At 65.3% G+C, this 19585-nt stretch carries 20 protein-coding genes; 8 read left to right on the top strand and 12 right to left on the bottom strand.

All coding sequences use genetic code 11. The annotated features are described in order from the left end of the window. Positions 1 to 90: 90 nt before the first annotated feature. Positions 91 to 1347: a NupC/NupG family nucleoside CNT transporter gene (locus JQ633_RS22150; protein WP_211987184.1), complete on the bottom strand. Its 1257-nt coding sequence runs from the start codon at positions 1345 to 1347 to the stop codon at positions 91 to 93. Positions 1348 to 1461: 114 nt separating this feature from the next. Here JQ633_RS22150 and JQ633_RS22145 point away from each other — a divergent pair, with 114 nt between their 5' ends. Continuing rightward, complete coding sequence (locus JQ633_RS22145; protein WP_211987183.1) at positions 1462 to 2685, top strand: MFS transporter; 1224 nt, start codon at positions 1462 to 1464, stop codon at positions 2683 to 2685. Between the two features lie 182 nt (positions 2686 to 2867). Here the strand turns inward: JQ633_RS22145 and JQ633_RS22140 are convergent, their stop codons facing one another. The 3 genes from JQ633_RS22140 to JQ633_RS22130 form a co-directional block, all read right to left on the bottom strand. Next, a complete protein-coding gene (locus tag JQ633_RS22140) occupies positions 2868 to 3629 on the bottom strand; it encodes an SDR family oxidoreductase (RefSeq protein ID WP_211987182.1) in 762 nt (253 codons plus the stop codon). A gap of 11 nt (positions 3630 to 3640) precedes the next feature. Then, positions 3641 to 4402, bottom strand: a complete 762-nt coding sequence (locus tag JQ633_RS22135; RefSeq protein ID WP_211987181.1) for a proteasome-type protease — start codon at positions 4400 to 4402, stop codon at positions 3641 to 3643. A gap of 150 nt (positions 4403 to 4552) precedes the next feature. Next, a complete protein-coding gene (locus tag JQ633_RS22130; protein WP_211987180.1) occupies positions 4553 to 5005 on the bottom strand; it encodes a hypothetical protein in 453 nt (150 codons plus the stop codon). Between the two features lie 228 nt (positions 5006 to 5233). Here JQ633_RS22130 and JQ633_RS22125 point away from each other — a divergent pair, with 228 nt between their 5' ends. Further along, positions 5234 to 6829 carry an ABC transporter substrate-binding protein gene (locus JQ633_RS22125; protein ID WP_211987179.1) on the top strand — a complete coding sequence of 532 codons (1596 nt, stop codon included), beginning with the start codon at positions 5234 to 5236 and terminating at the stop codon, positions 6827 to 6829. 56 nt (positions 6830 to 6885) lie between these two features. On the opposite strand, the gene JQ633_RS22120 is transcribed toward JQ633_RS22125, so the two are convergent. From JQ633_RS22120 to JQ633_RS22100, 5 genes are all read right to left on the bottom strand, one after another. Further along, positions 6886 to 7353 carry a carboxymuconolactone decarboxylase family protein gene (locus JQ633_RS22120; protein WP_211987178.1) on the bottom strand — a complete coding sequence of 156 codons (468 nt, stop codon included), beginning with the start codon at positions 7351 to 7353 and terminating at the stop codon, positions 6886 to 6888. Positions 7354 to 7424: 71 nt separating this feature from the next. After that, a complete protein-coding gene (locus JQ633_RS22115; protein ID WP_211987177.1) occupies positions 7425 to 8267 on the bottom strand; it encodes an alpha/beta fold hydrolase in 843 nt (280 codons plus the stop codon). Positions 8268 to 8397: 130 nt separating this feature from the next. Continuing rightward, positions 8398 to 9240 carry a transglutaminase family protein gene (locus JQ633_RS22110; RefSeq protein WP_211987176.1) on the bottom strand — a complete coding sequence of 281 codons (843 nt, stop codon included), beginning with the start codon at positions 9238 to 9240 and terminating at the stop codon, positions 8398 to 8400. A 124-nt stretch (positions 9241 to 9364) separates the two neighbouring features. Further along, the gene (locus tag JQ633_RS22105; protein ID WP_211987175.1) at positions 9365 to 10309 is read right to left on the bottom strand and encodes an alpha-E domain-containing protein; all 945 of its coding nucleotides are present in this window, start codon (positions 10307 to 10309) and stop codon (positions 9365 to 9367) included. Positions 10310 to 10317: 8 nt separating this feature from the next. Then, complete coding sequence (locus JQ633_RS22100; protein ID WP_211987174.1) at positions 10318 to 11736, bottom strand: circularly permuted type 2 ATP-grasp protein; 1419 nt, start codon at positions 11734 to 11736, stop codon at positions 10318 to 10320. 223 nt (positions 11737 to 11959) lie between these two features. Here JQ633_RS22100 and JQ633_RS22095 point away from each other — a divergent pair, with 223 nt between their 5' ends. The 3 genes from JQ633_RS22095 (at position 11960) to JQ633_RS22085 (ending at position 14023) form a co-directional block, all read left to right on the top strand. Further along, on the top strand, positions 11960 to 12715 hold the full coding sequence (locus JQ633_RS22095) for a competence/damage-inducible protein A (RefSeq protein ID WP_211987173.1): 756 nt from the start codon (positions 11960 to 11962) through the stop codon (positions 12713 to 12715). A 1-nt stretch (position 12716) separates the two neighbouring features. Beyond that, positions 12717 to 13244, top strand: a complete 528-nt coding sequence (gene gpt, locus JQ633_RS22090) for a xanthine phosphoribosyltransferase (RefSeq protein WP_211987172.1) — start codon at positions 12717 to 12719, stop codon at positions 13242 to 13244. Between the two features lie 164 nt (positions 13245 to 13408). Beyond that, on the top strand, positions 13409 to 14023 hold the full coding sequence (locus JQ633_RS22085; RefSeq protein ID WP_211987171.1) for a hypothetical protein: 615 nt from the start codon (positions 13409 to 13411) through the stop codon (positions 14021 to 14023). A gap of 173 nt (positions 14024 to 14196) precedes the next feature. Here the strand turns inward: JQ633_RS22085 and JQ633_RS22080 are convergent, their stop codons facing one another. After that, positions 14197 to 15219: a methionine synthase gene (locus JQ633_RS22080; RefSeq protein ID WP_211987170.1), complete on the bottom strand. Its 1023-nt coding sequence runs from the start codon at positions 15217 to 15219 to the stop codon at positions 14197 to 14199. 99 nt (positions 15220 to 15318) lie between these two features. Between JQ633_RS22080 and JQ633_RS22075 the strand changes: the two genes are divergently transcribed. The 3 genes from JQ633_RS22075 to JQ633_RS22065 all read left to right on the top strand — a co-directional run bounded on the left by JQ633_RS22075 (position 15319) and on the right by JQ633_RS22065 (position 17752). Next, on the top strand, positions 15319 to 16023 hold the full coding sequence (locus tag JQ633_RS22075) for a glutathione binding-like protein (protein ID WP_211987169.1): 705 nt from the start codon (positions 15319 to 15321) through the stop codon (positions 16021 to 16023). A 143-nt stretch (positions 16024 to 16166) separates the two neighbouring features. Continuing rightward, a complete protein-coding gene (locus JQ633_RS22070) occupies positions 16167 to 16778 on the top strand; it encodes a 2-hydroxychromene-2-carboxylate isomerase (RefSeq protein WP_211987168.1) in 612 nt (203 codons plus the stop codon). After that, positions 16778 to 17752, top strand: a complete 975-nt coding sequence (locus JQ633_RS22065; RefSeq protein WP_211987167.1) for an NADPH:quinone oxidoreductase family protein — start codon at positions 16778 to 16780, stop codon at positions 17750 to 17752. The genes JQ633_RS22070 and JQ633_RS22065 overlap by 1 nt, the downstream gene beginning before the upstream one ends. A 158-nt stretch (positions 17753 to 17910) precedes the next feature. On the opposite strand, the gene JQ633_RS22060 is transcribed toward JQ633_RS22065, so the two are convergent. Together JQ633_RS22060 and JQ633_RS22055 are read right to left on the bottom strand one after the other, a co-directional pair. Then, complete coding sequence (locus JQ633_RS22060; protein WP_211987166.1) at positions 17911 to 18582, bottom strand: alpha/beta fold hydrolase; 672 nt, start codon at positions 18580 to 18582, stop codon at positions 17911 to 17913. Then, positions 18579 to 19469 (bottom strand): crotonase/enoyl-CoA hydratase family protein, encoded by an 891-nt coding sequence (locus tag JQ633_RS22055; RefSeq protein WP_211987165.1) that lies wholly within the window; start codon positions 19467 to 19469, stop codon positions 18579 to 18581. The genes JQ633_RS22060 and JQ633_RS22055 overlap by 4 nt, the downstream gene beginning before the upstream one ends. Between the last annotated feature and the right edge of the window lie 116 nt (positions 19470 to 19585).

Here is a 19585-nt window from a genome sequence, read left to right as displayed (position 1 = left end):
GGAATTTCGTAGCCCGGATGGAGCGGAGCGCAATCCGGGACTCTCGCAACATCGCCGAGCGGCCCCGGATTGCGCCGCGCTCCATCCGGGCTACGGGGCTGTCAGCACCCCGACGATCGCGCCTATCAGACACGTCGTCAGCGTGCCTGAGACGATCGACTTCAGCCCGAGCGCGTTGATCTCGTCGCGCCGTTCGGGCGCCATGACGCCGAGGCCGCCGATCATGATGCCGAGGCTGGCGAAATTTGCAAAACCGCACATCGCGTAGAGCATGATCAGCCGCGAGCGCGGATCGAGCGCATCGCTGCCGAGCTTCGACAGCTCGACATAGGCGATCAACTCGTTGAGCACGGTCTTGGTGCCCATCAGGCTGCCCGCGGTGATCGCCTGCGGCCAGGGCAGGCCCATCAGCCAGCACACCGGCGCCATCACATAGCCGAGCAGCCGCTGCAGCGAGATCCTGGCGCCGCCGATCTCGGGCAAGAGGCCGATGATCGCGTTGACGAGATAGACCAGCGCCACCAGCACCAGCAGCAGCGCGACGATGTTGAACAGCAGTTCGAGCCCCGCCGTGGTACCCTTCACGATCGCATCCATGGTCGAGGACACAGCAACGTCGGGATCGCCCAGCATGCCGCCGGTGCGGCGGTCGGTGGTTTCCGGCAGCATGATCAGGCTGACCAGGATCGCGGCCGGCGCGCCCAGCACCGAGGCGATGACGAAATGTGCGGCGGCATCGGGAATGAGCGGCGCAAGCAGCGTGGCGTAGAGCACCAGCACGGTGCCGGCGATGCCGGCCATGCCGCCGGTCATCACCAGAAACAATTCGCTGCGGGTGAGCTGCGCAAGATAGGGGCGGATGAACAGCGGCGCTTCGACCATGCCGAGGAAGATGTTGGCCGCGGTCGACAGCCCGACCGCGCCGCCGACGCCGAGCGTGCGCTCGAGCAGCCAAGCCATGCCGCGCACCACCGGCGGCAACACCCGCCAATAGAACAGAAGCGTGGTCAGCACGCTCATCACCAGCACGATCGGCAGCGCCTGGAAGGCGAGGACGAAGTCGGAGCCCGGAATCTTCGGATCGAACGGCAGCGTGCCGCCGCCGACATAGCCGAACACGAAGGCCGTGCCGGCGCGTGTCGCCGCGCCGATGGTGCCGACTGCATCGTTGATGGCGCCGAAGGCCTGCGCGACCAGCGGCACCTTGATCAGGACCAGCGCGGTGACGAATGTGACGGCCAGCCCGATGGCGGCCTGCCGCAACGACACGGCGCGGCGGTCCTCGCTCAACATCCAGGCGATCGCCAATAGCGCCACTACGCCGAACGCCGATTGCAACTGCAGCATCACGCCCCCGAAAAACCTCGCGGGATTATGTCAAGGACCTCGCGCAGCGCAATGCTGTTTCGCGTTGCAACCGTAGCCATTGACAAGTTGCAGGCGGTCCGTCACGGCTCAATCATGTCCTCCACCACGCCTGCCCGCGCCCGCGATCTGCTCGGCCACAGGCCATTCCTGTTCTTCCTGTCGTCGCGCAGCCTGTCGCGCTTCTCGAGCCAGATCGGCGCGGTGGCGATCGGCTGGCAGGTCTATGAGCTGACCGGCAGCGCCTTCGACCTCGGCATGGTCGGGCTGATCCAGTTTCTGCCGACGGCGCTGTTGGTGTTCGTCGCCGGCCATGCCGCCGACCGCTTCGAGCGCAAGCGCGTGGTACAGGTCTGCCAGTTCGCGGAAGCGCTGACCGCGCTGTTGCTCGGCGTCAGCACCTTCGCCGGGACGATCTCCGAGGTGCAGATCTTCATTGCGAGCTTCGTGCTCGGAATTGCCGGGGCGTTCGAGAGCCCGGCGACCGCCGCGCTGCTGCCGCTGATCGCACCGCAGGGCTCGCTGCAGCGGGCGACCGCGATCTCGAGCGGTGCGGCGCAGATCGCGACCATCACCGGGCCGGCGCTCGGCGGCTTCGCCTATGCGCTGATGCCGAGCGCGCCCTATGGCGTGATGATGGTGTTCTGGCTGTTCGGCGCGCTCTTGACCAGCGGCATCGGGCGGCTGCAGCAGGCGCCGGTCAAGGACAGCCCGTCGTCGGACGATGTGTACGCCGGCGTCCGCTTCGTGCGCAGCAATCCGGCGATCCTCGGCACCATCTCGCTCGACCTGTTTGCGGTGCTGTTCGGCGGCGTCACCGCGCTGCTGCCGATCTATGCGCGCGATATCCTGCAGGCCGGACCGCTCGGCCTCGGCGTGCTGCGCGCGGCGCCCGCGGTCGGCGCGCTGCTGATGACGATGGTGCTGGCGCGGCACACCATCAACCGCCGCGTCGGGATGCGCATGTTCCAGGCGGTGATCGTGTTCGGCGTCGCGACGGTGGTGTTCGCGCTGTCGCAATGGATGTGGCTGTCGGCGCTGGCGCTCGCGGTGCTCGGCGCCGCCGACACGATCAGCGTCGTGATCCGCTTCTCGCTGGTGCAGCTGGCGACGCCGGACGAGATGCGCGGCCGCGTCGGCGCGGTGAACTTCCTGTTCATCAACGCCTCCAACCAGCTCGGCCAGTTCGAGAGCGGCGTCACCGCGGCATTGCTCGGCACGGTGCCATCAGCCGTGCTCGGCGGCGTCGCCACCGTCGCGATCGCGCTGCTCTGGATGAAGCTGTTCCCGACGCTGCGCGACGTCGAGAAGCTGGAGTAGGGCGGCCTCTTACCTCGCCCCGCTTGCGGGGAGAGGTCGGATCGCATCGTCAGATGCAATCCGGGTGAGGGGGACTCTCCGCGAGTCGTCTCTCACCGCACTCGTGGAGACTCCCCCTCATCCCGACCTTCTAAGAGCGAGCTTCGTTCGTCTCGACCCCGCAAGCGGGGAGAAGGGGAAGATCAGCCCCGGCCGACGAACGGCATCTTCGTCGCCATGACCGTCATGAACAGCACGTTGGCGTCGAGCGGCAGGCCGGCCATGTAGGCGACGGCGTCGCCGACCGCCTTCGCATCCATGCGCGGCTCGTGTTTGGTGGTGCCGTCGGGCTGCAGCACGCCGGGGCCGTTGACCATGCGGTCGGTCATCGGGGTTGCGGCGTTGCCGATGTCGACCTGGCCGACCGCGATGTCATACATGCGGCCGTCGAGGTTGGAGGCCTTGGTCAGGCCGGTGATGGCGTGCTTGGTGGAGGTGTAGGCAGACGAGAACGGCCGCGGCGCATGCGCCGAGATCGAGCCGTTGTTGATGATGCGGCCGCCGCGCGGGGTCTGGTCCTTCATGATGCGGAAGGCGTGCTGCGTGCACAGGAACGGCGCGGTGAGGTTGGTGTTGACCACCGCCTGCCACTGCTCCAGCGACAGGTCCTCGAAATTCACCGGCGGCGCGCCCATGCCGGCATTGTTGAAGAGCACGTCGAGCCGGCCGTAGGTCGCCTTCACCTTGTCGAACAGCGCGGCGATCGCGGCGGGGCTCGTCATGTCGGCGCTGACGCAGAGGCTCTTGCCGGCGGGGCCGAGCTTGGCGGTCTCCTCCAGCATCTCCAGGCGCCGCCCGGCGAGCACGACGGTGTAGCCTGCGTTCATCAGTGCGAGCGATGCCGCGCGTCCGACGCCGGTGCCGGCACCGGTGACGAGCGCGATCTTGTTGGTGGCCTCAGACATCTGGTTTCCTCTTACTTGGTTTTTGCTTCGGTTTCGTTCTTGTAGGGCGGCCGTGGGATGTTCTGGTGCGCCGCGCGCAGCGCCGCCGACCAGCGCGAGCGCAAATCGTGGAAATAGGGCTCGCCGGCCTCGATACGGTGGTTGAGGTCGGCCTCGCAGGCATCGGTGCGCACCACCAGCACGTCGATCGGCAGGCCGACGCCGAGGTTGGAGCGCATCGTCGAATCCATCGAGATCAGCCCCGTCTTGAGCGCCTCATACAATTCGACATCGTAATGCATGGCGCGGTCGAGCACCGGCTTGCCGTATTTGTGCTCGCCGATCTGCAAGTAGGGCGTGTCGGTGGTGCATTCGATAAAATTGCCGGCGGTGTAGACCATGAACAGGCGCATCCGCGAGCCCTTGATCTGGCCGCCGAACAGGAACGAGACGTCGAACGAGATATCCTCCGCGCGCAGCGCGTCGCCCTCGGTGGCGTGCACGGCGCGGATGGCGCGGCCGATCCGCTGCGCCGCCTGGAACATGGTCGGCGCGTTCATCAGCGTTTCGCGCTCGCCGGTCTCGGGGTTGTCCATCCCCTCGGTCAGGGTCGAGAGCACCGACTGGCTGATCGCGAGGTTGCCGGCGCTGGCGATCGCCATGATGCGCTCGCCGGGCTGTTCGAAGATGTGCAGCTTGCGGAAGGTCGAGACGTTGTCGAGGCCCGCATTGGTGCGGGTGTCCGCGATCATGACGAGGCCGTCACGCACCAGAATTCCGCAGCAATAGGTCATTTCCAGTCCCCGAACGGCCCGAGTTTCTCGGCGGGAAACTAGTAGCCAATTTCGCCGGGTCATCCAACCCCAATTCCCCGCTGCGGGACGGCCGGCAAACGGGGGAAACCGCCCCTGGGACGGGGGCTCGATCGCGCGTTTACAGGCGGGTCAGAACCAGCTCAGCATGTTCGACACGATGTAGAGGATCGCGAGAATGAACAGGATGCCGATCAGGAACATCGACACCTCGACGGCGATCGCGCACACGCCGAGGGTGGCGGACACACCGGCCAGCAGCTTCTCCTCGCGGAAGATCACCGAGAAAACGGCGAACGCAATCGCCAGCAGGCCGAGCGAGATCGCGGCCAGCGATAAGTTGCCGTGCAGGCGACTGCCGAGCGACGGCTCGCGGTGAGGCGCCTGGTACTCGACGCCCTTGAGACGCGCAACGAGGCGGTCCTTCACGCGCGATCCGGTGTCGACCACGACCTGATCGACCGGCGGCGGGGGCGCGACCATGGGGATCACCCACTGCGGCAAAACGGCCGCCATCAGGGCCAGCAGGCCGACGATGCTGCCGATGATTCCAAGCCGGCGGTTTTGTGCAACAGAGGCGGTCATCGAAATGGGCGTTCGTTAGGGCAACTGCTCCTTAGTTGCGGCGATTACCGGCGAGGTTCATCAGGCGATCCGGAACCTTGGGACAGCCTCGCGCCCTGGTCTCGCCTGGCGGTCTGCGCTGCGCGCATCCGGCAATGAGAGCAGGCTCCGGCGATTGCGACGGGCTTCGCTCTGTGCTCGACTTGCCCGCACGAGGTGACAAGAACAAGAAAGTCAGGGGAGGCGAGAATGGGGCTCAGACTGGCCGCGTGCGTCGCGGCATTGGGCATCGCAACAATGGCGGCGAGCCCGGCAGCGGCCCAGAAGAAGGGCGGCACCTTACGGCTCTATCACAATGACAATCCGCCCTCGACCTCGCTGCTGGAAGAATCCACCATCGCCTCGGTGATGCCGTTCGCGGCGGTGTTCAACAATCTCGTGATGTTCGATCCGGCCAAGGTGCATGAATCGATCGACACGGTAATTCCGGATCTCGCCGAAAGCTGGTCGTGGGATCCGACCAGCACCAAGCTCACCTTCAAGCTGCGCCACGGCGTGAAATGGCACGACGGCCAGCCCTTCACCGCGAAGGACGTGCAATGCACGTGGCGGATGCTGATCGGCAAGGCCGAGACCCAGGACTTCAAGCGCAATCCGCGCAAGGTCTGGTACACCAAGCTCAAGGACGTCAGTATCAATGGCGACGATGAGGCGACGTTCGAACTGACCGAGCCGCAGCCGGGCCTGCTGGCGCTGCTCGCCAGCGCCTTCTCGGTGGTCTATCCCTGCCACGTGCCGCAGCAGGTGATGCGCACCAAGCCGGTCGGCACCGGACCGTTCAAATTCGTCGAGTTCCGCCGTGGCGACCAGATCCGTCTGGTGCGCAACCCCGATTACTTCAAGAAGGACCGGCCGTATCTCGACGAGATCGCCGTGCGCACCATCGACAGCCGCGCCACCCGCATGCTGGCGTTCGCGACCGGCGACTTCGACATCACCTTTCCCTCCGACGTCAGCATTCCCCTGATGAAGGACGTCAAAGCGCGGGCGCCGAATGCGATCTGCGAGATGACGGCGACCAACACCCAGATCAACCTGATGGTCAACCGCGTCAATCCGCCGTTCGACAATGCCGATATTCGCCACGCGATGTCGCTGGCGCTGGACCGCAAGGCCTTCAACACCATCCTGTTCGAGGGCGGCGCGCGGCTCGGCGGCGCGATGCTGGCCAAGCCGGAAGGCGAGTGGGGCATGCCGGCCGAGCAGCTTTCGACGCTGACCGGCTATGGTCCCGATACTGCGAAGAACCTCGCCGAAGCGCAGGCCATCATGCAGAAGCTCGGCTACAGCGACGCCAAGCCGCTCTCGATCAAGATCCAGACCCGCAACCTGCCGACCTATCGCGATCCGGCGGTGATCCTCGCCGATCAGCTCAGGAAGATCTACATCCAGGCTGAGCTCGACATCCTGGATACGCCGCGCTGGTATTCACGGCTGCAGCGCAAGGATTACACGATCGGCCTCAACATCACCGGCGTCAGCGTCGACGATCCCGACGGCAATCTCGTCGAGAACTATTCCTGCAACTCCGAGCGCAATTACACGCAGTATTGCAATGCCGATGTCGACAAGCTGCTCGCTGCGCAGTCGCGCGAGCTCGACAAGGACAAGCGCCGCAAGATCGTGTTCGACATCGAGCGCCTGCTGGTCGAGGACGCGGCACGGCCGATCATCCTGCACTCATCGGCCGCAAATTGCTGGCAGCCCTATGTCAGGAATTTTCATCCGCACGACAACAGCCAGTACAACAACCTCCGCTTTGAGGACGTATGGCTGGATCAGTAAGCGATGTGTAGGATGGGTAGAGCGCAGCGAAACCCATCACTTCGACGTCACCCGCGTCATGATGGGTTTCGCTGCGCTCTACCCATCCTACGCATCCGTCTCGTCTCCTGAGCCCGCCCGGGCGTTGCATCGACCAGGAACGCCTCGTCCACGGGCACGCCGAGCGCGGTGACCAGCCGGTTGGTCTCCGCGGCCATGCCGACGATCGCCAGCATTTCCTGATACTCGGCGTCGGTCATGCCCTTGGCGCGGGCGCTCGCGGTGTGCGAATGGATGCAGTAGCTGCAGCCATGGGCCACCGAGACCGCGACATAGAGCATTTCCTTGACCTTGGGATCGAGCGTGCCCGGCGCCATCACTTCCTTGATGCTCTCCCAGGTCCGGCGCAGCGTCTTCGGATCATGCGCCAGCGCGCGCCAGAAATTGTTGACGAAGTCCGACTTGCGCGTGTTGCGGATGTCGTCGAAGACGGCGCGCGCGTCTGGCGAAAGTTCGTCGTCTGCGAGCAGTTTGACTGTTGCCATGGCTTCTCTCATTGCACCGGTTTGAATCAACAAAGTTCATAGCAGAATCTTGATGGCGCCATCGGCTCCGCTCAGGACTCCAGGAAATCCAGCAGCGCCGCATTGAACAGCGCAGGATCCTGCAGGAACGCGAAGTGGCTGGCGTTGGGCAGGATGAGCAGGCCGGCGCCCGGAATGGTCGCCGCCATGTATTCGGTATGCTCGCGCTTGATGCCCTCGTCATGCTGGCCGTCGGCGATCAGCACCGGGGCGCGGATCGCGCGCAGCTGCTCGTCGGTCCAGTTCGGCTGGGTCTCCCACATTTTCTCGATCTGCTGCAGGAACTGGTCATATTCGCCCGGCGTCGGCGAGAGCCGCTCATACTCGGTCCTTGCGCGCGCGATGAACTGCGCGAAGGTCGGGTTCTTGTCGATGTCGGGCTTCAGGCCCGACGTCTGGGTGTTGGCGCCGAACGCGAACACGCGGCTGACCCGATCGGGATGGCGCATCGCCATGTCGAGGCCGATGATGGCGCCGTCGCTCCAGCCGACGATCGCCGCACGCGGAATCTGCAGATGATCGAGCAGGGCCACGACATCGTCAGTCATCAGATCATAGCCGAACGGCTGGGTGTTGCGCGTGCTGCGGCCATGGCCACGGCTGTCGACGCAAATCACGCGATGCCGGCGCGCGACCTCCGGCACCTGCAGGCCGAAGTAATCGGAATTGGAAAGCCCGCCATGGAGAAACACAACCGGGCTGCCCTCACCGGTCTCGACATGGAACAGACTGATCCCGTCGACCTCGGCGCGCGCGCTGCGCCCCGCGATCGGCGCCGGTGTTGCTGGCAGCGTCTGCCAGCGCTCGGCTGCTGTGGCATGCGGGATGCGCGCCAGTGTGAACAGGGTGGTTGCAAGAAAAAGACGGCGGTCCATGGGTTACACTCTCTTCAATCGGGCGCAGTTGCGCAGCGTCCGCACCTTGGCCGCCGATTGTGGAGGGCTAAGGATTCCCGCGTGTGCCAAGAGGCCGCCTTGAACACGACAACGCGAGCGCGAGAGCAGCCTAGGACTGCGTCTGGCTCTGCCATTGCCCGGGGCGGCCGGCCTGATCGACTTTCACGGCGACGGTCAGCGTCTCGGTACCGCCGCCATAGCGGGTGCCGCGGACCGGAGCTGCGCCGAGATAGTCGAGGCCGATCGCGACGCGGGCGTGGGCATCGGTGGTGCAGATGCCGTTGGCGGCATCGAAGCCGATCCAGCCGAGATCGGCCACGAACGCCTCGGCCCAGGCATGACCGGCCTGCTGGTTGACCATCCCGTCGGAGCGCAGGAAATGGCCGGAGACGAACCGCGCCGGTACGCCGCCGGCGCGCGCGCAGGCGATGAAGATGTGCGCGTAGTCCTGGCAGACGCCGCGCTTCAGCGCGAACGCCTCGGAGGCCGAGGTCGTGCTGCTGGTCGGGTCCTCGTCGAAGGTCATGTGCTCGTAGATCCGCACCATCAGCGCGTGCAGGAAACCGAGCACGTCGCTGCCGGCCTCCGAGCGCAGCTCGCGCACCAACGTCGTCATCGCCGGGTTGAGGTCGGTCAGCGCTGTCGTGCGCAGGAATAGGCTCGGCGGAAAGCGCTCGTCGCTGCCGCGCAGCACGCCGCCGGTGTCCTGGGTCTCGACCAGGCCCTCGCAATGGATGGTGAGGTCGGCGATCGACCCATGCGTCAGCACGTGAGTGACGTTGCCGAACGCGTCCTCGTGCGTGTCCAGCTTGGAATCGGTCGAGACGTCGATCTGCCACTCGGCGACATACTGGCCGTCATGGCTGCCCGGCGTCATCCGCAGAATCTGGATCACGCCCGAGGCCGCCGGCTCGTAGCGATAGGTGGTGGTATGGGCAATCCGCAGGCGCATGGTCGATCAACCGCTTTTGGGATCGTCTTGCCCGGGCAAAAGCGCGAAGCGCGTCTTCGTGCCGGATGCCCCGGGCGTCCACGTCTTTCGTCCCAATCGCCGGCGAAAGCAAGACGTGGATGGATCAAATCAGGTACTGCTTGGTGATGATCTCGCCCAGCCGTGAGTTGTCCGTGATGAATTCCTGGATGAATTCATGCACCCCGCGCTGGAAGATGTCGTCCATATGGCTGTGCTCGAGCCGGTTCCTGATGCCGCGGGCGTGGCGCTGGGAGGCGCCCTGGCGGCCATAGGCGACGCCGATCTGGTCCAGATTGCGCACCAGATTGCTGTAGCAGCTCGCCAGCGACCGCGGCAGCGTGTCGTTGAGGATCAGGAGGTCGGCGATCAGCCAGGGTTTCAGGGTCTCGCGGTAAACCCAGTGATAGGCCGTGGTGGCCGACACCGAGCGCAGGATCGAGGTCCACTGGTAGTAATCCAGCGGGCCGCCGACATGCTCCTCCTCGGGCAACAGCACGTGATACTTCACGTCGAGAATCCGTGCGGTGTTGTCGGCGCGCTCGAGATGCACCCCGAGCCGCGAGAACCAGTAAGCGTCGTTGCGCAGCATGGTCCGGTAGGCCGAGCCGTCGAAGCGCAGCGAGGTCTCCTGCACGAAGCGCAGGAATTTTGCCAATTCCTCGCGGTTGCCGGTGCCCTTGCTCCACACCGCCTGCAACTCGATCCAGGCCGAGTTGATGGTGTCCCACATCTCCGAGGTCAGCGCTGTCCGCACCGAGCGGGAGTTGAGCCGCGCGGCCTCGATGCAGTTCCTGATCGAGGAGGGATTCTCGTCGGAGAACGACAGATATTCGATGACGTTGCGCTCGTTGGCTTCCTCGTAGTGGTCGTAGAAGCTGGCGCCGACGCCGGCGGTCAGCAGGGCGGAGTCCCATTCATTGGTCTTGCCGACATAGGCCGCCGGCAGCGCGGTGACGCGCAGCGTCGCGTCGATGGTGCGAGCCAGATATTCGGCGCGTTCGACATAGCGGGCCAGCCAGAACAGGTTTTCGGCGGTGCGCGACAGCATGCTCTCGATTACTCGCTCAGTATCCAGGTGTCCTTGGTGCCGCCGCCCTGGCTGGAATTGACCACGAGCGAACCTTCCTTCAGCGCCACGCGCGTGAGGCCGCCGGGCACGATCGTGGTGCGCTCGCTGCCGGTCAGCACGAACGGGCGGAGGTCGACATGGCGCGGCGCCAGCCCCTTGTCGGTGCAGGTCGGGCAGGTCGAGAGTGCCAGCGTCGGCTGCGCGATGAAGCCTTCCGGCTCGCGCTTCAGCTTGTCGCGGAACGCCTCGATGGTCGCCTTGGTGGCGGCCGGGCCGATCAGCATGCCGTAGCCGCCGGAGCCGTGGACCTCCTTGACGACGAGGTCGGCGAGGTTGTCGAGCACGTAGGAAAGGTCCTGTGGCTCGCGGCAGCGCCAGGTCTGCACGTTCTTCAGGATCGGCTCCTCGCTGAGGTAGAACTTCACGATGTCGGGCATGTAGGAGTAGATCGCCTTGTCATCGGCGATTCCGGTGCCGACCGCATTGGCGAGCGTGATGTTGCCGGCCGCATAGGCCGACATCAGCCCGGGCACGCCGAGTGCGGAATCCGGCCGGAAGGTGAGGGGATCGAGGAAGTCGTCGTCAACGCGGCGGTAGATCACGTCGACCCGCTTCAGCCCTTCGGTGGTGCGCATGAACACCTCGTCGTTCTTGACGACGAGGTCGCGCCCCTCGACGAGCTCGATGCCGAGCTTGTCGGCCAGGAACGAGTGCTCGTAATAGGCCGAGTTGTAGACGCCCGGCGTCATCAGCGCGACCGTTGGCTCGGCCGCGGCGCTGTGCGGCGCCACCGAGCGCAGCGCGGAGAGCAACTCGTCCGGATAGCGCTCCACCGGCGCGACGCGGTGGCGGGCGAACAGGTCCGGAAACAGCCGCATCATGATCTCGCGGTTTTCCAGCATGTAGGACACGCCGGATGGCGTCCGCGCATTGTCCTCCAGCACGATGAAATTGTCCGGATCGGTGCGGATGATGTCGATGCCGGCGATGTGGACGTAGATGTCGTGCGGCACGTCCTGGCCGTTCATCTCCGGGCGGAACACCGGGTTCTGGAAGATCAGGTCCTCCGGGATGATGTTGGCGCGCAGGATGTCGCGGCCGTGATAGATGTCCTTGAGGAACATGTTGAGCGCGAGCACGCGCTGCTTCAGGCCCTTCTCCAGTAGCGTCCATTCGTTGGCCGACATGATGCGCGGGATGACGTCGAAGGGGATCAGCCGTTCGGTGGCTTCGGCATCGCCATAGACCGCGAAGGTGATGCCGATCCGACGGAACAGCAGCTCCGCCTCCTGGCGGCGATATTCGAGGGCATCCGGCGGCGTCTCCTTGAGCCAGCGGGAGAGCTCCTGGTAGGCCGGACGGAGATCGCCCCCGAGGCCGTTCATCTCATCGAACGCTGCTGCCATAAAGCCCGACTGCCCTCCCAAGCCGCACCACACAGTGCATGACTTGATGGGATGGTAGCAAGGGCCGGGCCAGCGCGATATGCATTGGCTGTCGGCTTTTGCTAAGGGTGATCTGGCAGCTGCCCGAAAAACCGGCTGAGGTCTGCTTAATTCGACGGCAAAACCCCGTGACATCAAGGCATTGGACCGGCAATGTCAGGGGATCAAGTTAGGGAATGAGACCATGAGCGAGATCGTCACGGCTGGGCTTCTGGTGATCGGCGACGAGATCCTGTCCGGCCGGACCAAGGACAAGAATATCGGCTTCATCGCCGAATACCTGACCAATATCGGGATCGACCTGAAGGAAGTGCGTGTCGTCTCCGACGAGGAGGCCGACATCATCGCCGCCCTTGATGCGCTGCGGCATCGCTACACCTACGTGTTCACCACCGGCGGCATCGGGCCGACCCATGACGACATCACCGCCGACAGCGTCGCGAAGGCGTTCGGGGTCGAGATCCACCATCACCCCGACGTGGTGGCCCGGTTCAGGGAGCGCTGGAGCGAGCAGGATCTCAACGAGGCGCGGCTGCGGATGGCCCGCGTGCCCGACGGCGCCGAGCTGATCCAGAGCGCGACCATCCTGGCGCCCGGCTTCAAGCTCGGCAATGTCATCGTGATGGCCGGCATCCCCACCATCATGCAGGCCATGATGGACATCGTGGCGCCGACGCTGAAGTCCGGCGTGCGGATGCTGTCCGACTCGGTGCGCGCCGACGCGCGCGAGGGCGACATCGGCGGTCCGCTGCGGGCGATCGCCGAGGCGCATCCGGACACCATCATCGGCAGCTATCCGTTCCAGGACGAGAACCAGAAGCCGAACACCAACCTCGTGGTGCGCTCGCGCGATCCGGAGAAGCTCGCGGCCGCGATGGGCGCGGTGAAGGAGATGCTGAAGCAGGTGCAGGCTGCGCAGAAGAAGCCGGCGGTGGGTTGATATGGCTGACAAGCCCTCCGATCAGATTGCACAGGAGCGCGCCGGCCGGCCGTTCCCGGTCTCGTGGGATCAATTCCATCGCGATTGCCGGGCGCTGACCTGGCGGCTCAACGAGGTCGGGCCGTTTCATGCGGTCATCGCGATCACCCGCGGTGGGCTGGTGCCGGCGGCGATCGTGGCGCGTGAGCTTGGCTTGCGGGTCATCGATACCGTCTGCGTCGCCAGTTACGACCATGACAAGCAGGGCGATCTCAAAGTGCTCAAGGGCATTTCGGAGCAAACTGCAAAACTCGGCGGCGGCACAGGCAAGGGTCTTCTGATCGTCGACGACCTTGTCGACACCGGCAAGACCGGCAAGCTGGTGCGCGAGTTGCTGCCCGACGCACATTTCGCGACTGTCTATGCCAAGCCCAAGGGACGCCCGCTGGTCGACACCTACATCACCGAGGTGTCGCAGGACACCTGGATCTACTTCCCGTGGGACACCGCGCTGTCGTTCCAGCCGCCAATCCGCGACGGGGCGGCGTAGGAGTCACCTCGCCCCGCTTGCGGGGAGAGGTCGGATTGCATGCAGCGAAGCGGAATGCGATCCGGGTGAGGGGGACTCACCACGAGTCCAATTCCGACCGGCCTTGCGGAACGCCCCCCTCATCCCGACCTTCTCCCCGCAAGCGGGGAGAAGGAGAAGAAAAGATGCCCCTGCAGAACCGCGTCACCCCGACAGGCGACATCGTCGCCACCGACCATCGCGGCACCTTCACCGGCAATCGCGGCATCATCCATGATTCCGCGACGCGGACGCTGTTGAAGAAGCGTTGGTCGTCGCCGGCCTGGCTCACCTGCGTCTGCGAGTTCAGGGGACGACGGCGCATGGTGATGAGCCGGCAGAGCTGGACCGAGTTGTTCTTCCTCGACGAAGCCACTGCCTTCGCCGCCGGTCACCGGCCGTGCTTCTACTGCCGCCGCGAGGATGCAAAGCGTTTTCGCGCCGCTTGGGAGCAGGGCAACGGCGTGAGCGATGCGAAGGTCAAGGCAATGGATGCGGTGCTGCACGCGGAGCGGCTCGACCGTGGCAGCAAGCGGCTGCATCCGCTGCCGGTGCCGCTCGGTGAACTGCCTGACGGCACGATGGTGCAGGTCGACGGAGAGAGCTATCTCGTCACTGATGGCAAGACGCTGCGCTGGTCGTTCGGCGGTTACAGCCGGGCCGATGTGTCAAGCCAAGCCATGCTGTTGACACCGCCATCGACGGTACGCGCGTTCCGCGCCGGCTACCGGCCGGTGCTCCATCCAAGTGCCGCGCTGTAACCTTCTCCCTCTCCCCGTTCTTACGGGGAGAGGGCTGGGGTGAGGGGCTCTCTCCGCACACAAAGGGACAGTTGCGTTCGCGGAGGCTCCCCCTCACCCGAAATTCAAGCGTTGCTTGAATTTCGATCTCTCCCCGCAGGCGGGGCGAGGTGAAGCAGAGGCAGCGCGGCCTCTTACGCCAGCCGCTGCCGCGCCAGCTTCGCGCCCGCACCGAGCGCCAGCAGCTTGGCCTCGGCGATATCCCGCCGCATCGGCGCCATGCCGCAATTGGTGGTGGCGATGATGTTGCTCTTCGGCACGAATTTCGACACGGCCTCGATCACCTTGACGACATCCTCGGCGGTCTCGACCTCGTCGCTGGCGACGTCGATCACGCCGGCCTGCACGATCTTGCCGGGCAGCGCCGCTAGCAATTCCAGCGGCACCTTCGAGTTGCGGCATTCGATCGCGACCTGCTGGATCGCGCTCTTGTCGATCACCGGGAAGGTCTCCTCGTACTGCCGCCATTCGCCGCCGAGCGTTTGCTTCCAGTCGGTGTTGGCCTTGATGCCGTAGCCGTAGCAGATGTGCACGGCGGTGGCGCAGGTCAGGCCTTCGGCGGCGCGCTCCAGCGCCTTGATACCCCAGTCGCGGACCTCGTCCATGTAGACGTTGAAGGCCGGCTCGTCGAACTGGATCATATCGACGCCGTCGGCCTGCAGCGCCTTGGCCTCCTGGTTCAGCAACTCGGCGAAGGCGAATGCCATCTTGACCCGGTCGCCGTAATATTGGTCGGCGATGGTGTCGATGATCGTCATCGGGCCTGGCATCGTGAACTTGAGCCTGTTCGTGGTATGGGCGCGCGCAACGCGGGCCTCGCCCTCGTGGACGCGGCCCTTGAGTTGCAGCGGTGCGACCACCTGCGGCACCATCGCCTTATAGCGGTCCTTGCGGATGCCCATCTCGACCTTGTGGGCGAAATCGATGCCCTCGATCCGCTCCAGGAATCCGTGCACGAAATGCTGGCGCGCCTGCTCGCCCTCGGTGACGATGTCGACGCCGGCGTCCTCCTGCAGCTTGACCGCCAGCATCGTGGCGTCGCGCTTGGCGCGGACGAGCTCGGCACCCTCGGATTTCCAGGGCGCCCACAGCACGTTCGGTTCGGCCAGCCATTCCGGCTTGGGCAGGGAGCCTGCGATCGTGGTTGGAAACAGCATGGGAGCCTCCCGGTCGGTTCGGATTGAGCGCCTGTCTGCCATGTCCTATGCTCGCCGTACAGAACAACAAAAGTCTCTGGGAGCGGGAATAGGACGCCGATGATCGACCTGCACTATGCGCCGACGCCGAACGGCTGGAAAATCTCGATCATGCTGGAGGAACTGGGGCTGCCCTACACGGTGATCCCGGTGAACATCCGCGCCGGCGAGCAGTTCCGGCCCGAATTCCTGGCGATCAGCCCGAACAACCGGATCCCCGCGATCGTCGACCATGCGCCCGCCGACGGCGGCGGCCCGTTTTCGGTGTTCGAGACCGGCGCGATCCTGATCTATCTCGCCGACAAGGCCGGCCGTTTCCTGTCGCAGGAGTTGCGAGCGCGGTCGACCGTCATCCAATGGGTGATGTGGCAGATGGGCGGCCTCGGGCCGATGCTCGGCCAGCACGGCCATTTCGCACTCTATGCGGCCGAGAAGATTCCCTATGCGATCGAGCGCTACCGCGACGAGACGGCGCGGCTCTACGGCGTGCTCGACCGCCAGCTCGGCAACACTGGCGCCTATATCGCGGGCAAGGACTATTCGATCGCCGACATCGCCTGCTTCCCCTGGACCATGACGCACAAGGCGCAAGGCTTCACCCTCGACGACTACCCGCACATCAAGCGGTGGTACGCGACCGTGCGCGCCCGCCCGCAGGTGCAGGCGGGCCTTGCGATCGGCAAGTTCGTCAAGGAGCCGTTCAACGAGGAGACGCGCAGGATCATGTTCGGCGCGAGGGCGAAGGAGTTGAGTGGAAAGGCGTAGGTCCCGTCATCCTGAGGTGCGAGCCCTTTGCGAGCCTCGAAGGATGCACGGCCCCGCTGGTGGCCGTCGATCCTTCGAGACGCGCTTCGCGCTCCTCAGGATGACGGAGATGCAATACCGCAAACGATACAAAAGGAAACGCCATGATCGAATTCTTCTTCGACTGCTCCAGTCCCTGGACCTATCTCGCCTGGCACAACATCCAGCCGCTGGCGAAGGAGTTCGGCGCTCCGATCAGCTGGCGGCCGATCCTGGTCGGCGGCATCTTCAACACCGTCAATCCGTCGGTCTATGCCCAGCGCGAGACGCCGGTGCCGCTGAAGGCGCGCTACATGAAGAAGGATCTCGCCGACTGGGCCCGCTCGGCCGGGCTTGCGATCAAGATGCCGCCGACGGTGTTTCCGGTGAACAGCGTCAAGGCGATGCGCGGCTGCATCTGGCTCGGCAACGACAGGATGGTGCCATTCGCCCGCGCGGTGTTCGAAGCCTATTGGGGCGATGACAAGGACATCTCGCAGGATGCCGTGCTCGGCGAGATCTGCGCCAAGGTCGGGATCGATCCGGCAAAATTCTTCGCCGGCATCGGCGACCAGGCGATCAAGGACCAGCTCAAGGCGAACACCGACGAGGTGATGGCGCGCGGCGGCTTCGGCTCGCCGACCATCTTCGTCGGCAAGACCGACATGTATTTCGGCAATGACCGCCTGCCGCTGATCCGCGAGGCGCTGACGCGCAGCAAGGCGAGTGCCGCCTGATGCCGAAAGCCGTCGTTTGCCGTGAGCTCGGGCCGCCCGAGCGCCTGCAGTTGGAAAACTTCGCCTCGGCGCCCTTGAAGCCGGGCGAGGTGCGCGTCGCGATCCGCGCCGCCGGCATCAACTTTCCTGACATCCTGATGGCCGCGGGCGAGTACCAGCTCAAGCCGCCGCTGCCGTTCACGCCAGGCTCGGAGGCCGCTGGCGATGTTGTCGAGGTCAATCAGGCGACCGGCGTTGCCGTCGGCGACAAGGTGATCGTCAAGATGCGGTTCGGCGCCTATTGCGACGAGACGGTGGCGACGCCATCGCAGCTCGTGCCGGTGCCGTCGACCTTCGACTATGCGGAGGGCGCCACGTTCCTTGCCGCACACGGCACGGCGTATCACGCACTGATCGACCGCGGGCAGATCAAGCCCGGCGAGGTGCTGCTGGTGCATGGCGCCGGCGGCGGCGTCGGGCTCGCCGCGGTCGAGATCGGCAAGCTGCTCGGCGCCACCGTGATTGCGGCGGCCTCATCGGAGGAGAAGCTCACGATCGCGAAAGCGCGCGGCGCGGATCATCTCGTGCTCTATGAGCGCGAGCCGTTCCGCGATGCCGTCAAGCGCCTGACCGACGGCCGCGGCGCCGACGTCGTGTTCGATCCCGTCGGCGGCGAGGTGTTCGAGAGCTCGATGCGCTGCATCAACTGGGGCGCGCGCATCCTCGTCGTCGGCTTCACCGGCGGCATCGGCCTGGCGCGCACCAATCTTTTGATGATCAAGGGCGCCAGCGTGCTCGGCGTTCGCGCCGGCGAGGCGGTGCGCAAGGAGCCGGCGCTCGGCGAGGTCAGGTTCAAGGCGCTGAGCGAATGGGCCGAGGCGGGCAGGGTGCGACCGAACATCTCACACCGCCTGCCGCTGGAGGATTTCGCGAAAGCGATGCGGCTCCTGATCGACCGCAAGGCCATCGGCCGCGTGGCGCTGCTGACGCGATAGGACATCGCAGCATGTAGGGTGGGCAAAGGAGCGATAGCGACGTGCCCACCATCCCGAGCAGTGCAAGAGCGGTGGGCACGCGTCGCTTTGCCCACCCTACGAGGCTGCTACTTTGCATGGGGTTGTTTTCGACATTTTAGGGGGCGGGCCACGGCCTGCTAATGTCGAAACGTCCCTGCCTGCAAAAACATGATTGTCTGCACGATCGCCTCGCCGTTGCGCACCAGCCAGGGATGCGAGGCGGGGATCACGATGTGGTCGGCCATGCCGTCGAGCTTGGTGTTGGCCACCGACACCCGCCCGTCATGCGGCCGCGGCAGCGGTAGCGAGGTGATCGGATAGATCGAGCGGTTGCCGGCGATGATGCCGAGCGAATAATCGATTGCGGGCAGTAGCGCTGTGGTGGCGGGATCGCGCCGCGTGCCGAGTTGCTGTCCTGCCGGACCGAACAAGGCGCGATAGGCACGAAAATCCTTCAGGCGATCGGCGATCTCGCTGCCGCCGTTCGGCGTGCCCAGCATCACGACACGGCCGAGGCGTGGCGGACGATGCCTGGCGAGATAGGCTCGGGCGAGCAGGCCGCCCATCGAATGACAGACGAAATGGATGGAGCCGCCGAGCCCGTTCGCGAACGGGTCGATGGCCGGATGAATATCCTCGGCCAGCGCATCGAGCGGCTTGCGCCGGCTGTCGTAGTCGAGATTGAGGGTGGCAAAGCCGGCGTCTTGGAGCGCCAGCTCCATCCTGCGGAACGAGCGCGCCGTCCTGCTGATGCCGTGCAGCAGGACGACGCCGTCGGATGGTGACGCCGCTTGACGCCGTTCGTTCACTTATAGTCGCGCTCTTGCCACCACGGGAAATAGTCGGGCATGTCCGACGACACCTTGTTCTTGAACTCCGCCGGACGCTTTTCCAGGAACGAGACCACGCCTTCCTTGACGTCGTCGGAGCGGCCGCGGGCGTAGATGCCGCGGCTGTCGACCTTGTGCGCTTCCATCGGATCGTCGGCGCCCATCATGCGCCACATCATCTGGCGGATCAGCGCGACCGACACCGGCGCGGTCTTGGCCGCGAACTCCCTGGCGAGCGCGCGCGCGGTCGGCAGCAGATCGTCCGGCGGCACCACCTTGCTGACGAGCCGGCCGGCAAGCGCTTCCTGCGCCGGGAACACGCGGCCGGAATAGCACCATTCCAGCGCCTGCGAGATACCGACGATGCGCGGCAGGAACCAGCTCGAGGCGGCCTCGGGCACGATGCCGCGCTGGGAGAACACGAAGCCGAACCGCGCCGCCTCCGACGCGATGCGGATGTCCATCGCAAGCTGCATGGTGACGCCGATGCCGACCGCCGGGCCGTTCACCGCGGCAATCACGGGCTTCAGGCACTTGAAGATGCGCAGCGTCACCTGGCCGCCGCCGTCGCGCACCTGCGGATCGGAGTAGTCGACGCTGCCGTCGGCGTTGCGCTTGACCGGGCCACGCCGCGCGTCGCGGTCGAAGGTGTTGGCGCCGGAGGAGAGGTCGGCGCCGGCGCAGAAGCCGCGGCCCGCGCCCGTCACGATGATGGCCCTGACGCCGTCGTCCTTGTCGGCTTTGTCGAACGCGTCGATCAGCTCCTGCTGCATCGTGGCGTTGAAGGCGTTGAGCTTGTCGGGCCGGTTCAGCGTGATCGTGAGAATCTGCTCGTCGACCTCGTACTTGATCGTCTCATACGCCATGGGGATGATTTCCTCTCTCGGTTTTCTTGAATGAACGGCGCAGTGCGCGTCTCCATTCAGATAACCCGGCAATGCATCCCTTGGGAAGAAGTCGGATGCGCCGAGCGGTTCCGCGC

It is taken from the genome of Bradyrhizobium tropiciagri (genome assembly GCF_018130505.1).
GTDB classification, from domain to species: Bacteria; Pseudomonadota; Alphaproteobacteria; order Rhizobiales; family Xanthobacteraceae; genus Bradyrhizobium; species Bradyrhizobium tropiciagri_B.
Note: the sequence above shows the minus strand (reverse complement) of the source record. Positions and strands in the feature narration are given on the sequence as shown.